We start from the raw sequence: 13,947 nt of genomic DNA on the forward strand, positions 1-13,947 counted from the left end.
CGTCACCCGACGCTCCGCCGGAGGAGGAATCCTCCGGAGCCCCGATCGCCTCGGGGTCCGATGGCCGGGCCATGAGTCCGGCCATGCCATGTGGCCGCCCACGATCACGCCTTCTGCCCGCGCAGGAAGTTGATGATGCCTGAAAAGTCGTCGCCCTCGTGGCCCGCGCCGTTGAAGAGCGCATAGAGCTGGGCGGCCTCTGCGCCGAGCGGCGTCGAGGCTCCGGACGCAAGGGCAGCCTCCTGGGCCAACTTCAGATCCTTGAGCATCAGCGCCGCCGCGAAGCCCGGCTTGTAGCCGTTGTTGGCGGGTGAGGTCGGTACCGGGCCGGGCACGGGGCAATAGGTGGTGAGCGACCAGCACTGGCCCGAGGAGGTGGAGGCCACGTCGAAGAGGGCCTGGTGCGAGAGCCCCAGCTTTTCGGCCAGCACGAACGCTTCCGCTACGCCGATCATCGAGATGCCGAGGATCATGTTGTTGCAGATCTTCGCCGCCTGGCCCGCACCCGCCTCGCCGCAATGGACGACTTTCTTGCCCATCGCCGAGAGAATGGGTTCGGCGCGGTCGAAGGCTTGGCCAGTGCCGCCGGCCATGAAGGTCAGCGTCGCGCCCTTGGCGCCGCCGACGCCGCCCGAGACCGGAGCATCGAGGCTCAGGAGGTTGCGGTCCTGCTCGCGGGCCATGGCATGCGCCCTGCGGGCATTGTCCACATCGATGGTCGAGCAGTCGATCACCAGGGAGCCGTCCTTCACGGCAGGCAGAATGTCGGTCCAGACCGAGAGCACATGCTTTCCGGCCGGCAGCATGGTGACGACGATCTCCGCGTCGCGCACCGCATCGGCCGTGGAGCCGGCGATCGCCACGCCATCGGACCGCGCCTGATCGCAGGAGGCCGAAGAAAGGTCGAAGCCCGTCACAGCGTGTCCCGCCTTGACGAGATTGGCCGCCATGGGGCCGCCCATGTTGCCGAGGCCGATGAAGGCGATTCTGGTCATTGTTGTCCTCCCTGTTTGTCATGTGATGCTGTTCTGAGCAGCCAGAGCGACGCGCCTGCCATGACGGCTGCGCTCACCCCATGCAGCATTAGGTTCGAAATGGCGTCCGGTCCGCGCGCGGAGGCGACAATCACGAGATCGCCGATGGGGATCACGAGAGTCGCGGCGAAGATCAGGCCGAGTACGCGCTGTGTCGACGTGAACGAAAGGATCAGCAGATAAAGTCCGAAGGCGAGGTCGCGCAGGCCTATGGCCGGCAGATAGCCCGAGCTTTCGAACTCCGGTGCAGGAAGCCCGAAGAGAGAGGCACCTGCGCGCGGCGCGAAAACGAAGACCAGGCCAAGGACCATGAAACCCAGACTCAGGAGACGCACGAGCCAAGTGCTGGGCTCACCGGCCGGGAGTCCGCGCCTGCTCCCCGTATGGGTCATGGCTTCCGGGCCCTCCAGAGCGCCCCCATGAGACAAAATCCGTAGAACCAGAGCATGAGCGAGCCGAATACCTTGTCGAGAGACGGGTTCAGCCCTGGGAAGAACACCGCAAAGTGTGAGCCGACGGCTGCCATGATCATCATGCCGGGAGCAGCGGCGAGTGCCGTCGCACTCACCGCCTGGTGAGACGGCACATTCAGAAGGCGGGAGATGCAAAGGCCCAGCAAAAGGCCCAAAGCGGCTCCGGCTGAAAAATTGATTTGGAAGGGCCTGCGCCCTTCCACGAAAAACCAGGGACCCGCCAGCAGAAACAGAGCGAAAATCGCCGAGGCGATGCCGAAGCCGAGGCCCAGCGCTCGGATGGTCATCGATTGCCCCGTCCCACCAGATCGCGGGCCACGATGAGGCGCATGATCTCGTTGGTGCCCTCCAGGATCTGATGGACGCGCAGGTCCCGCACGATCTTCTCGATGCCGTAATCCGCCAGGTAGCCATAGCCGCCATGAAGCTGAAGGGCGGCATTCGCGACCTCGAAACCCGTATCCGTGGCCATGCGCTTGGCCATGGCGCAGAGCTTCGTCGCATCGAGCGCCTTGGCGTCGAGCGCGGAGGCCGCACGCCACAGGAAGGTGCGCGCGCATTCGAGTTCGGTCGCCATGTCGGCGAGCTTGAACTGCAGCGCCTGGAAATCCGCGATCCGCTTGCCGAAGGCCTTGCGGTCGTTGGTATAGGCCAGCGCCTTGTCGAGGGCGGACTGCGCCCCGCCGAGCGAGCACGCACCGATGTTGAGGCGCCCGCCGTCGAGGCCCGCCATGGCGATCTTGAAGCCCATGCCCTCGTCCGACAGGCGGTTGGCCACGGGCACGCGCACGTCCTCGAAGATCACGGCGGCGGTGGGCTGCGCGTTCCAGCCCATCTTCTTCTCCTGCGCCCCGAAGGAGACGCCGGGCCTGTCCTTCTCGATGACGAGCGTCGAGATGCCGGAGGAACCTTCCTCGCCCGTGCGCACCATGGTCACGTAGATGTCGGAGGTGCCGGCACCGGAGATGAACTGCTTGACGCCGTTGACGACGTAATGGTCGCCGTCGCGCACCGCCTTGGTCTTGAGCGCCGCCGCATCCGAGCCGGAGCCGGGCTCGGTCAGGCAGTAGCTGCCGATGAGCTCCATGGTGCAAAGCTGCGGCAGGAAGCGGCTCCGCTGCTCCTCCGAGCCGTAGCGGTCGATCATCCACGCGACCATGTTGTGGATGGACAGAAACGCCGAGATGGCCGGGCAGCCGGTGGCGAGCGCCTCGAAGATGAGGGCCGCGTCGAGGCGCGTCATGCCCGATCCGCCGACATCGTCTCGGGTATAGATCGCCGCCATGCCTAAGGACGCCGCCTCCCGCAGCACGTCCACGGGAAAATGCTTCTTTTCGTCCCATTCGAGGGCATGAGGCGCAAGGTTGTCCGCCGCGAAGGCAAGGGCCATGTCGCGGACGGCAATCTGGTCTTCGGTCAAGGAGAACTGTGTCATGGCTCTAAATCGGCATGAGAGGGGCGCTTCGTGCACCCCGACTTTGGATTGAGAGACAAAAATGGCCGGGACTTTCGTCCCGGCCACCCTGAAGGTTCCTAGCGCATCGTCGGAATGGAGAATTCCGCGCCCTCTTTGATTCCGGACGGCCAGCGCGAGGTGACGGTTTTCGTCTTGGTGTAGAAGCGCACCGCGTCCGGGCCGTGCTGGTTCAGGTCACCGAAGCCCGAGGCCTTCCAGCCGCCGAAGGTGTAATAGGCGAGCGGCACCGGGATCGGCACGTTGATGCCGACCATGCCAACGTTCACGCGGGAAGCGAAGTCGCGGGCGGCGTCGCCGTCGCGGGTGTAGATCGCGACGCCGTTGCCGTATTCGTGATCGGAGGGCAGGCGCAGCGCCTCGTCGTAGTTCTTGGCGCGCACCACCGAGAGCACGGGGCCGAAGATCTCTTCCTTGTAGATGCGCATGTCGGTCTTCACCTCGTCGAAGAGGCAGCCGCCCATGTAGAAGCCGTTCTCGTAGCCCTGCATCTTGAAGTTACGGCCATCGACCACGAGCTTCGCGCCTTCCTGAACGCCGAGATCGACGTAGGAGCGCACCTTCTCCATGTGTGCCTTGGTCACCATGGGGCCGAAATCGGCGGACGGATCGGTGGAGGGGCCCACTTTAAGGCTCTCCACGCGCGGGATCAGCTTGTCGAGCAGCGCGTCGGCGGTCGCCTTGCCGACGGGAACGGCGACCGAGATCGCCATGCAGCGCTCGCCCGCAGAGCCGTAGCCGGCGCCGATGAGCGCGTCCGCCGCCTGGTCGAGATCGGCGTCGGGCATGATGATCATGTGGTTCTTCGCGCCGCCGAAGCACTGGGCGCGCTTGCCGTTGGCGGTGGCGCGGGAATAGACGTACTGCGCAATCGGCGAGGAGCCGACGAAGCCCACGGCCTTGATGTCGGGATCGTCGAGGATCGCGTCCACCACCTCCTTGTCGCCATTGACGACATTGAGGATGCCGGCGGGAAGACCGGCCTCGATCATGATTTCCGCGAGGCGCATCGGCACGCCCGGATCGCGCTCGGATGGCTTGAGGATGAAGGCGTTGCCGCAGGCGATGGCGGGGGCGAACTTCCACATCGGGATCATGGCCGGGAAGTTGAACGGCGTGATGCCGGCAACCACGCCGAGGGGCTGGCGGATCGAGTACATGTCGATGCCGGGGCCTGCGCCTTCCGTGAACTCGCCCTTCAGGAGGTGCGGGATGCCGCAGGCGAATTCCGCCACCTCGACGCCGCGCTGAATGTCGCCCTTGGCGTCGGGGATGGTCTTGCCGTGCTCGCGGGCGAGGAGCTCCGCCAGCGAATCCGTTTCCTTGGCGATGAGCTCCAGGAACTTCATCATCACGCGGGCGCGGCGCTGCGGGTTGGTGGCGGCCCAGGCGGGCTGGGCGGCCTTGGCGTTCTCGACCGCCTGACGCAGCTCGTCCCTGGACGCCAGCGCGACCCGGCCGATGACCTCGCCGGTCATGGGCTGGAAGAATTCGGTGGTGCGACCCGACTTTCCGGGAACTTGCTTGCCGCCGATGAAATGTCCGACTTCGCGCATGGCGTTTCTCTCCTGATTTTAGGTGCCCTGTTCTAGCATTGTCGAAACCGCACGGCTATGGGCGAAGATGAAGCCACGTTGTGCAAAAACACCAATATGCTAGAGGGTGGGCATGAGCACTTTCGATTGGGACGATCTCCGCTTTTTCCTGGCGGTGGCCCGCGCCGGCCGGCTGACCGTGGCCGCTCGCCGGCTCGAGGCCGATCATACCACGGTTTCCCGTCGCATCTCGTCCCTTGAAAAGGCCCTTCAGGCCCAGCTCTTCGAGCGCAGGCCGCAAGGCTACACCTTAACCGAGCAAGGGGAACGGCTGCTGGCGAAGGCGGAGAGCATGGAAAGCCAGGCGCTGGCGGTGGCCAGCGAAGTGGGCGGATCGGATCTCGCTCTCTCAGGCATCGTGCGCGTGGGCGCGCCGGACGGGCTCGGCACCTACTTCCTGGCGGCGGAACTCGGGGCCCTGGCCGAGCGCCATCCGCATCTCACGATCCAGCTCGTCGCCCTGCCGCGCACCTTCTCGCTCTCCAAGCGCGAGGCGGACATCGCGGTCACGGTCGAGCAGCCCACGGAAGGGCGCCTGATCTCGCGCAAGCTCACCGATTACCGTCTCAGGATGTATGCCTCGCAGGACTATCTCGACCGTCACGGCTTTCCAGTCACGGCGGAGGACCTGTCGGGCCGGCTTCTCGTCACCTATGTGGCGGATCTCATCTACAGCCCGGCACTGGAATATTTTTCCGGTCTCGAGAAATATGGCCCCCGGCGCTACGAATGCGCCAGTGTGGTCGCGCAGCTCGAAGCGGTGCGGGCTGGGGTCGGGATCGGAATCCTGCACGATTACGCCGCCCGGCAATATCCGGAGCTGCGGGTGATCCTGCCCGAGATCGCCTTCACCCGGACCTATTGGATCGTCACCCACGCGGAAGTACGCAATCTGCAGCGCATCGCGGAGGTCCACGCCTTCATGCTGGAGAGGGTCAAGGCCAACCGCGGCCTCTTCATGTGACGCATTTTCCCTTCACGGAAGGGTCTTAACCCACTAAGTCTGGCGCAAACGAAACCCACGGAGACCGGAATGCCTTCCAAGCTCGACCAATTGCGCGCCATGACGGTGGTTGTCGCCGATACCGGCGATCTCGACGCGGTGCGTCGCCTGAAGCCTCAGGACTGCACCACCAACCCGACCCTCCTGCTGAAGGCGGTCGAGACCCCGGCCTACGGTCACATCCTCGAAGAGGCGCTCGCCTGGGGGCGCAGCCAGGGCGGCTCGCGGGAGGGCGCGGTGTCCTCCATCTGCGACCGGCTGGCCGTCGCCTTCGGGGCGGAGCTCGCCGGCATCGTTCCGGGCCGCGTCTCCACTGAGGTGGACGCCGACCTGTCCTTCGACACGCAAGCGACCGTGAACAAGGCCCGCTCGATCATCAAGGCCTATGAGGAGCGCGGCATCGGGCGCGACCGCATCCTGATCAAGATCGCCTCCACGTGGGAAGGCATCCGCGCGGCGGAAATCCTCCAGAAGGAAGGCATCGACTGCAACCTCACGCTCCTGTTCTCCATGGCCCAGGCGCAGGCCTGCGCGGAAGCGGGCGTGTTCCTCATCTCGCCGTTCGTGGGGCGCATCCTCGACTGGCACGTGAAGGCGGGCGGTGGCCCCTACACGGGCGAGACCGATCCGGGCGTGATCTCGGTGCGCAACATCTACGCGGCCTACAAGGCGCAAGGCATCAAGACCGTGGTGATGGGCGCGTCCTTCCGCAATGCCGGGGAGATCGAGGCCTTGGCCGGGTGCGACCGCCTCACCATCTCGCCCGCGCTCCTCGACGAGCTGGCGAAGGCCGAAGGCGAGCTGCCGCGCAAGCTCTCGCCCGACAATGTCGACAAGATCGCACCTCTGCCCCGTATGGATGAAAAGACCTTCCGTTTCGCCCTCAACGAGGATGCGATGGCGACCGAGAAGCTCGCCGAGGGCATCCGCTCCTTCGTGAAGGACCTGCGCTCGCTGCGCTCGCTCGTGGCGAAGCGGCTCGATGAGGCGAAGGCCGCCTGAGCATCCGGCTCCGCCACGATCGGGGTGCAGCCCGCAGGCAAGGCTTTCGCTGCGGCGTGATCCCAGAAAGCAAGAGCGCAAGAGAAAAGGCGCTGCGGTGACCGCAGCGCCTTTTCTCGTTTCTCGCTTTCGCTCCAGGAGGAGGGCAGGGCTTACTTCTTGCCTGCCAGCGCTTTGTCGCGGATCGCCGAGAGGGACATGGCGGGCGTGATCGCCTCGGGGTCCAGCATGCAGTGCAGGATCGCGGGCCTGCCGGAGGTGAGGGCGCGCTGGAGGGCCGCGGGGAAGTCCTCCGTTGTCTCCACGCGCTCGCCATAGCCGCCGAACGCCTTGGCGTAGGCCGCGAAGTCCGGGTTCTTCAGCATCGTGGCCGAGACGCGGCCCGGATATTCGCGCTCCTGGTGCATGCGGATCGTGCCGTACATGCCGTTGTCGAGAAGGATCACGAGGATCGGCAGGTCGTACTGGACGGCGGTCGCGAATTCCTGCCCGTTCATCAGGAAGTCGCCGTCGCCGGCGAACACCACGACCGTGCTGTCGGGATTGATGCGCTTGGCGCCGACGCCCGCCGGAACGCCGTAGCCCATGGAGCCGGAGGTCGGGGCAAGCTGCGTGCCGTAATGGCGGAAGGGCCAAAAGCGGTGAACCCAGGTGGCGAAGTTTCCGGCACCGTTGCAGTAGACCGTGTCGGAGGGCATCACCTCGCGCAGGTGGGCCATCACCTCACCCATCTGCAACTGGCCGGAATGCTTGATCGACGCGGGATCGCTCCAGGCCAGATAATCCGCATGCGCCGTCTTCGTGCCTTCGCTCCACGGCAGGGTGGCCGGCGGATGCACCCCTTCCAGCGCCGCCGTGAAGGCGACGGGCGAAGCGTTGATGGCGAGGTGGGGGGAATAGACGCGCCCGAGCTCGCTCGAATCGGGATGGATGTGGATGAGCGTCGAGCGGGGCGCCGGGATGTCGAGCAGCGTATAAGCCTGGCTGGGAATCTCGGAGAGACGCCCACCGACGAGCAGGATCAGATCGGCTTCCTTGATGCGCGCGAGCAGCTTGGGATTCACGCCGAGGCCGAGATCGCCGATGTAGGAGGCGTGATCGGCGGGAAACAGCATCTGCCGGCGGAAGGTGCAGGCGACCGGCAGCTCGAAGCGCTCGGCGAAGCGCACGAAGCGCTGCACGGCGACCTCCGACCAGCGGCTGCCGCCCAGCAGCGCCACGGGCTTCTTCGCGTCCTGCAGCAGCTTCTGCAGCTCGGCCATCTGAGCCAGCGAGGGATGCGTCTCGATCACCTGATAGCGCGGCGCATCGGCCACCTCCGCCATCTCGGTCAGCACGTCCTCCGGCAGGGCGATCACGACGGGCCCGGGGCGGCCCGAGGTCGCCACATGGAACGCGCGGGAGACGATCTCGGGGAAGCGCGCGGGATCGTCCACTTCCGTCGCCCATTTGGCCAAGGGACCGAAAGCGGCGCGGTAATCGAGCTCCTGAAAGGCTTCGCGCTCGCGCATGCCGCGCTCGATCTGACCGACGAAGAGGATCATCGGCGTGGAATCCTGCTTGGCGATGTGGATGCCCGGCGAGGCGTTGGTCGCGCCGGGGCCGCGGGTCACGAAACAGATGCCAGGACGACCCGTGAGCTTGCCGTAGGCTTCCGCCATCATCGCGGCGCCGCCTTCCTGGCGGCAGACCGTCACGTTGATGTCGGTGTCGTGCAGGGCATCGAGCGCCGCCAGATAACTCTCGCCCGGAACGCAGAAGATGTGATCGACTCCGTGCAGAGTCAGCTGATCGACAAGAATCTGGCCGCCGGTGCGGGAGGTCGCTGTCATGGAGGGCTCGCGAAAAATGCAAAGAAGCGTGAATGAAGGAACCGGAGGGCATCGCTGCCCTCCGGACGGTCTTTTAAGAACGATCAGGCGTCCACGTCGAACTTCACGCCCTGAGCGAGCGGAAGCGAGGTGCCGAAGTTGATCGTGTTGGTGGCGCGGCGCATATAGGCCTTCCAAGCGTCGGAGCCGGATTCGCGCCCGCCGCCGGTTTCCTTCTCGCCGCCGAACGCGCCGCCGATCTCGGCGCCCGAGGGGCCGATATTCACGTTGGCGATGCCGCAATCCGAACCCACGGCCGACACGAAGGTCTCGGCCTCGCGCAGGTTGAGCGTGAAGATCGAGGAGGAGAGACCGGCGCCGACGGCGTTGTGCTGCTCGATCACCTGGTCGAAATCCGTGTAGCGCATCACGTACAGGATCGGCGCGAAGGTCTCGCGCAGAACGGGGCCCGTCTGCTCCGGCATCTCGACCAGAGCGGGACGAACATAGACGCCCTCGCCCGCCACGTCGGTGTAGCGTCCGCCGCCATGCACCATGCCGCCGGCGTTGCGGGCCTCGTCGAGCGCGCGTTCCATGCCTTCGAAAGCCGCCTTGTCGATCAGCGGGCCGATGAGCGTGCCCTCGGCGCGAGGGTCGCCGATCTTCGCGCTGCCATAGACCTTGACGAGACGCGGAACGAGCTGGTCGTAGACGCTGTCATGGACGAAGAGGCGGCGCAGCGTGGTGCAGCGCTGGCCCGCGGTTCCCATCGCGGCGAACGCGATGCCGCGTAGCGCAAGGTCGAGATCGGCGGAGGGCGCCACGATGGCGGCGTTGTTGCCGCCGAGCTCGAGGATCGCACGCGCGAAGCGCGCCGCGAGCTTCGGGCCGACCTGACGGCCCATGGCGGTGGAGCCGGTGGCGGAGAGAACCGGCACGCGGTGATCGTCGACCAGGATCTCGCCGATCTCACGGCCGCCGAGGAGAACTTCGAGAAGTCCCTCCGGCACGCCGCCGAAGCGCTTGGCGGCACGCTGAGCGATGGCATGGGTGGCGAGAGCCGTCAGCAGGGTCTTCTCCGAGGGCTTCCAGACCACGGAGTCGCCGCAGACGAGCGCGAGCGCCGCGTTCCAGGACCACACGGCGACCGGGAAGTTGAAGGCGGAGATCACGCCGCAGACGCCGAGCGGATGCCAGGTTTCCATCATGCGGTGATCGGCGCGCTCGGTGGCGATGGTCAGGCCGTAGAGCTGGCGGGAGAGGCCGACCGCGAAGTCGCAGATGTCGATCATCTCCTGAACCTCGCCGAGGCCCTCGGACACGATCTTGCCGGCCTCCAGGGTCACGAGGCGGCCGAGGTCCTCCTTCGCGGCGCGCAGCTCCTCGCCGAGCAGCCGCACGAACTCGCCGCGCTTCGGGGCGGGGATCTGGCGCCAAGCCTTGAAGGCGGCATCGGCGCGGCCGATGGCGGCCTTGGCCTCGTCCGGCGTGGTCTCGCGCACATGGGCGATCACCTCGCCGGTGATGGGGGAGGCGGCGGGACGGCCCGTGGGGGCGAAGGCGCTGTCCGGCACGCCGAGACGGGCGAGAATGGCGCGGGCTTCTTCCGCCACGCTGGCGGACGAGGTCGAAACGGATGGCAGGGCGGACATGTTCATTCTCCCATGGGGCGGGGGCCGGGCTCCTTCCTCGAGCCCGCCACCTTCGCCCGTTCCTGAAACAAGGACGACGGCGGCTTTCAGGCCACCGTCTTAATGCATGACCGGGAAATGTGGGAACTTCTTTTCCCGAATAGGATCATGCGATTCCGGAAAGAAGCCCGACAGGCTCCCGCTCGGTTCCGAGCGGGAGCCTGTTCCAAATCCTCATGCAACGGCGTCGAGGCGGATGTTCTTCACGGCCGGCTCGTGGCTCTCGTCCAGGCGCACGCCCGCATAGACACGGCCGAAGCGGTTGGCCAGGAACGTGTCGAGATCGATCTCTTCCTGGCGGATGAAACCCTGTTGCGGCAGCTTGCCCTCGACGAGAAGGTCGAGCATCGCGCAGATGCCGGCGGCCGTGGTCACCTGGATGGCGGTGCGCTGCTGGCCCGCGATCGTCTGGCCGTAGATGCTGCGGGCATAGGTTTCCTGCACGTAGCGGCCGCCGCGCTCCCCGGTGACGGTCACGAAGACGATGACCATGTCCTGCATGGTGGCGGGAACGGCGTTCTCCAGGATGTCCTTCAGGACCTCGCGACGGTTGCGCAGCTGCAGGTCGTTGAGGAGCACGCGCATGAGCGCGCAATGGCCCGGATAGCGGATGGTCTTGTAGTTGAGATTGCGCACCTTGCCCTCGAGCGTCTCGCAGAGGGTGCCGAGGCCGCCCGAGGTGTTGAAGGCCTCGTAGCGCGTGCCATCGAGGGAGAATTCCTCGAGTTCTTCCATGGCGGGCACCTCGCGCAGGCGTCCGTCGACCACCGCCTCGCAGCGCTCGATGTACTCGTTGATGACGCCGTCCGTGCTCCAGGTGAGATTGTAGGACAGGGCGTTGGAGGGGTATTGCGGCAGGGCGCCGACGCGCAGGCGCACCGTATCGAGCTTGTCGAAGCGGCTGGCGATGTCATGCGCCACGATGGAGATGAAGCCGGGCGCGAGGCCGCATTGGGGAATGAAGGCCGTATCGGCCCCTTGCGACAGCTCCTTCACCATGCGCGTGGTGGCGACGTCCTCCGTGAGGTCGAAATAGTTCACCTCGGCAATGCGGGCGGCCTGGGCCACGTGGCCGGTCAGGTGGTAGGGCGCGGCGCTCAGGACCGCGTAGTGGCCCTTCAGGGCGTTCTGCAAGGCGACCGCGTCGTTGAAGTCGAGCTGGACCGTCCTGATGCCGTCCTTCGCCACAGCCTCGAGGGCTTCGGCGGAGGCGTCCGCGACGGTGACCGCGTAATCGCCGGTCTCGTGGAGCATGTCGACGATGGTGGATCCGATCTTGCCGGCGCCGATGACGAGAATGGATTTCATATGGTGCATCTCCCTGTGATGGGAGAAGAAGAGGGCAAAGCCTTGCAGAACGCCATAGACAAACCGACGGAAAGCCGAGTACTTCTCGGCGAAGTGCCGTTAACATTGGTCATAATGATGCTCGACGCGACGGATCGTGCCTTAATCGCGCTTCTGCGCGAGAACGCCCGGATCGGCCATGCGGAGGCCGCCCGGCGTCTCAGGCTCTCCCGCACGACCGTCCAGGCCAGGGTGGAGAGCCTGGAGCGGCGCGGGATCATCGTCGGCTATACGTTGCGGCTTGCCGAGGAGGTCAGCCGCCGCATGGTGCGGGCGCATGTCACCATCGTGGTCGCACCAAAAGCCTCTGCGGCCGTTGCCACGGCGCTGCAGCGCATGCCAGAGTTGCGCGCGCTTCATTCGGTCGCCGGTGTCTTCGATCTCCTGGCGGTGGTAGAGGCAGAAGACGTTCCTACCCTTGATGCCGCGATCGACGGGATCGGCGCTCTGGAGGGTGTGGAGCGCACGCAATCCTCCATCATTCTTTCAACGAAATTCGAACGATGACCTCTCCAGCTTCCAATGTCGCCGATGTCGTGATCGTGGGCGGCGCCGTCATGGGCTCCTCCACCGCTTACCATCTCCTCGCCGATTCCGGCTTCAAGGGGCGCGTCGTCGTCATCGAGAAGGATCCGACCTATCAGCTCTCGGCGTCAGCCCTCTCGGCCGCCTCGATCCGCCAGCAATATTCAAGCGCGGTGAACATTCGGATCTCTCTTTATGGAATTCACTTCCTGCGGAACATCGGCGATTATCTCACCGTCGACGGCGACAGGCCGGAGATCGGTTTGAGGGAGGGTGGCTATCTCTATTGCGCGTCGGACGCCGGAGAGCAGATCCTCCGGGAGAACCAGGCCCTGCAGACTGCGGAAGGCGCCGATATCCTGTTCCTGAAGCCCGACGAGCTGAAACAGCGGTTCCCCTGGCTCAACGTGGAGGATCTTGCGGCCGGCACCTGGGGACGCTCCGGCGAAGGCTGGTTCGACGGTTGGGGCCTGCTGCAGGCCTTCCGCAAGAAGGCCCGCTCCCTCGGCGCCGAATACGTGAAGGGCGAGGTGGCCGACGTGGAGCGCGACGGCAATCGCGTCGTTGCCGTGCGCCTCAAGGACGGAACCCGCATCGCCTGCGGCACGCTCATCAACTGCGCGGGCTCGGGCGGCAGGGCGATTGCCGAGATGGCGGGCGTCCCCATTCCCGTGCAGGCCAAGCGCCGCTACGTGTTCACCTTCTCCTGCAAGGAGCCGGTGGAGAACTGTCCTCTGCTCATCGACACCTCGGGCGCCTATGTGCGCCCCGAAGGCGAGGGCAACTTCATCTGCGGCGCCTCGCCGGAGGCGGATCTTGACCCGGATTGGTTCGACGAGGATCCGGCGAGCCAGGAGATCGACTTCTCCTTCTTCGAGGAGTTCATCTGGCCATCACTCGCGCACCGCGTCCCGGCTTTCGAGGCGATCAGGCCCGGCCGGGCATGGTCGGGGCCCTACGACATGAGCCTCATCGACCACAACGCCATCATCGGCCAGGCGGGCGAGATCGAGAACTTCTATCTGTGCAACGGCTTCTCGGGCCACGGCCTGCAGCAGGCGGCGGCCGTCGGGCGCGGCCTGTCGGAGCTGATCGTCCATGGGGGCTACCGCACCCTCGATCTCTCCGAGCTCGGCTATGAGCGCGTGCTGGCCAACCGCCCGCTCCTCGAGCGCAACGTGATCTAAACCGAGCCCTCGTCGAAGGTGCGATAGGCCCAGATCCGGCCGCCCCGGTTCATGTGCCGTTGCATCAGGCCGGGCTGATCCGGGGAGGGCTGGGAGGCGACGGCGAGCTCGTTCACACCCTCCCGGTCCGCCCGGTCGTCGCTCCGGCGGGCGCCTGTTCCGGTGGTGGTCTGCGCGCCCGCATTCGGCTGGCCGGTCTCGCCGGTGCGCAGGTCGGCGGAGCCCAGATCGTCGGCACCCTCCGCCATCAGGCCCATGCCGGGAAGCGAGCCCGTATTGGTCTGGCCCGCCTGCGAGCCGCCGGTCAGCCCTGCGCCCAGGGGAGCAGCCAGGGATGCGCCGAGGTCTGCGCCCTCGTTTTGTCCGGCATCGGCCTTGAGCCATTCCCGGCTGCTGCTGTCGAGGTCGAGAGGCTCGAACATTTCCAGGGCCCGGGCGGCCTCCTCCATATTGTCCCGGTCGACCTGGACGGCGATCATCGTGCAGCCTTCGTGGAGGGCCCGGCCGAAGACGCGAAGGTCTTCCTGCGGCAGGTTCAGGTCGTGAAGGGCCTCAAGGGAATCGTCCCGGGCCGACAGGCTGCGGAAACCCGAGATCGAGGAGATCTCCCGGGCGTCTTCGGTGCCGACGGTGACGATCCGGTGCCGGGCGATGCCCAATTCCATCAGCGCCTGAAGCGCCTGGCGGGCCTGGGCGGTATCCCTGAACAGGGCTGTGATCATCTGGGGCATGTGTTTCTTCCGTTGGGTCACTTCCTCAACGAAGAGCGCTTCCGGCCTGTTCCCATCCCCAGTCGTTAAGTCTT

The 13,947-nt window shown here is 65.9% G+C and carries 13 protein-coding genes; 4 read left to right on the top strand and 9 right to left on the bottom strand.

Features of this window, described 5'->3' with window-relative positions; genetic code table 11:
• Positions 1-104: 104 nt before the first annotated feature.
• The 5 genes from mmsB to E4K09_RS19395 form a co-directional block, all read right to left on the bottom strand.
• On the bottom strand, positions 105-995 hold the full coding sequence (gene mmsB / locus E4K09_RS19375) for a 3-hydroxyisobutyrate dehydrogenase (RefSeq protein WP_134499374.1): 891 nt from the start codon (positions 993-995) through the stop codon (positions 105-107).
• The gene (locus tag E4K09_RS19380; protein ID WP_134499375.1) at positions 992-1,426 is read right to left on the bottom strand and encodes a DUF4267 domain-containing protein; all 435 of its coding nucleotides are present in this window, start codon (positions 1,424-1,426) and stop codon (positions 992-994) included. The genes mmsB and E4K09_RS19380 overlap by 4 nt, the downstream gene beginning before the upstream one ends.
• Positions 1,423-1,794 carry a DUF5367 family protein gene (locus E4K09_RS19385; RefSeq protein ID WP_134499376.1) on the bottom strand — a complete coding sequence of 124 codons (372 nt, stop codon included), beginning with the start codon at positions 1,792-1,794 and terminating at the stop codon, positions 1,423-1,425. The genes E4K09_RS19380 and E4K09_RS19385 overlap by 4 nt, the downstream gene beginning before the upstream one ends.
• The gene (locus E4K09_RS19390; protein ID WP_134499377.1) at positions 1,791-2,942 is read right to left on the bottom strand and encodes an isobutyryl-CoA dehydrogenase; all 1,152 of its coding nucleotides are present in this window, start codon (positions 2,940-2,942) and stop codon (positions 1,791-1,793) included. Before E4K09_RS19390 ends, E4K09_RS19385 begins: the two co-directional genes overlap by 4 nt.
• Positions 2,943-3,040: 98 nt before the next feature.
• Positions 3,041-4,537 carry a CoA-acylating methylmalonate-semialdehyde dehydrogenase gene (locus E4K09_RS19395; protein WP_134499378.1) on the bottom strand — a complete coding sequence of 499 codons (1,497 nt, stop codon included), beginning with the start codon at positions 4,535-4,537 and terminating at the stop codon, positions 3,041-3,043.
• 112 nt (positions 4,538-4,649) lie between these two features.
• Between E4K09_RS19395 and E4K09_RS19400 the strand changes: the two genes are divergently transcribed.
• Together E4K09_RS19400 and tal are read left to right on the top strand one after the other, a co-directional pair.
• Positions 4,650-5,540, top strand: coding sequence for a LysR family transcriptional regulator (locus E4K09_RS19400; RefSeq protein ID WP_134499379.1), 891 nt, complete (start codon positions 4,650-4,652; stop codon positions 5,538-5,540).
• A 69-nt stretch (positions 5,541-5,609) separates the two neighbouring features.
• Positions 5,610-6,581 (top strand): transaldolase, encoded by a 972-nt coding sequence (tal, locus tag E4K09_RS19405; RefSeq protein ID WP_134499380.1) that lies wholly within the window; start codon positions 5,610-5,612, stop codon positions 6,579-6,581.
• Between the two features lie 152 nt (positions 6,582-6,733).
• Here the strand turns inward: tal and E4K09_RS19410 are convergent, their stop codons facing one another.
• From E4K09_RS19410 to E4K09_RS19420, 3 genes are all read right to left on the bottom strand, one after another.
• On the bottom strand, positions 6,734-8,413 hold the full coding sequence (locus E4K09_RS19410) for a thiamine pyrophosphate-binding protein (RefSeq protein ID WP_134499381.1): 1,680 nt from the start codon (positions 8,411-8,413) through the stop codon (positions 6,734-6,736).
• 83 nt (positions 8,414-8,496) lie between these two features.
• On the bottom strand, positions 8,497-10,044 hold the full coding sequence (amaB, locus tag E4K09_RS19415) for an L-piperidine-6-carboxylate dehydrogenase (protein WP_134499382.1): 1,548 nt from the start codon (positions 10,042-10,044) through the stop codon (positions 8,497-8,499).
• A 213-nt stretch (positions 10,045-10,257) separates the two neighbouring features.
• Positions 10,258-11,391, bottom strand: a complete 1,134-nt coding sequence (locus E4K09_RS19420) for a saccharopine dehydrogenase family protein (protein WP_134499383.1) — start codon at positions 11,389-11,391, stop codon at positions 10,258-10,260.
• A 117-nt stretch (positions 11,392-11,508) separates the two neighbouring features.
• Here E4K09_RS19420 and E4K09_RS19425 point away from each other — a divergent pair, with 117 nt between their 5' ends.
• Positions 11,509-11,937 (top strand): Lrp/AsnC family transcriptional regulator, encoded by a 429-nt coding sequence (locus E4K09_RS19425; RefSeq protein ID WP_204985764.1) that lies wholly within the window; start codon positions 11,509-11,511, stop codon positions 11,935-11,937.
• Positions 11,934-13,142, top strand: coding sequence for an NAD(P)/FAD-dependent oxidoreductase (locus E4K09_RS19430; protein ID WP_134499384.1), 1,209 nt, complete (start codon positions 11,934-11,936; stop codon positions 13,140-13,142). The genes E4K09_RS19425 and E4K09_RS19430 overlap by 4 nt, the downstream gene beginning before the upstream one ends.
• On the opposite strand, the gene E4K09_RS19435 is transcribed toward E4K09_RS19430, so the two are convergent.
• Positions 13,139-13,873: a hypothetical protein gene (locus tag E4K09_RS19435; RefSeq protein ID WP_134499385.1), complete on the bottom strand. Its 735-nt coding sequence runs from the start codon at positions 13,871-13,873 to the stop codon at positions 13,139-13,141. The genes E4K09_RS19430 and E4K09_RS19435 overlap by 4 nt on opposite strands.
• Positions 13,874-13,947 lie beyond the last annotated feature (74 nt).

This window comes from Microvirga pakistanensis, from assembly GCF_004458765.1.
Lineage (GTDB): Bacteria > Pseudomonadota > Alphaproteobacteria > Rhizobiales > Beijerinckiaceae > Microvirga > Microvirga pakistanensis.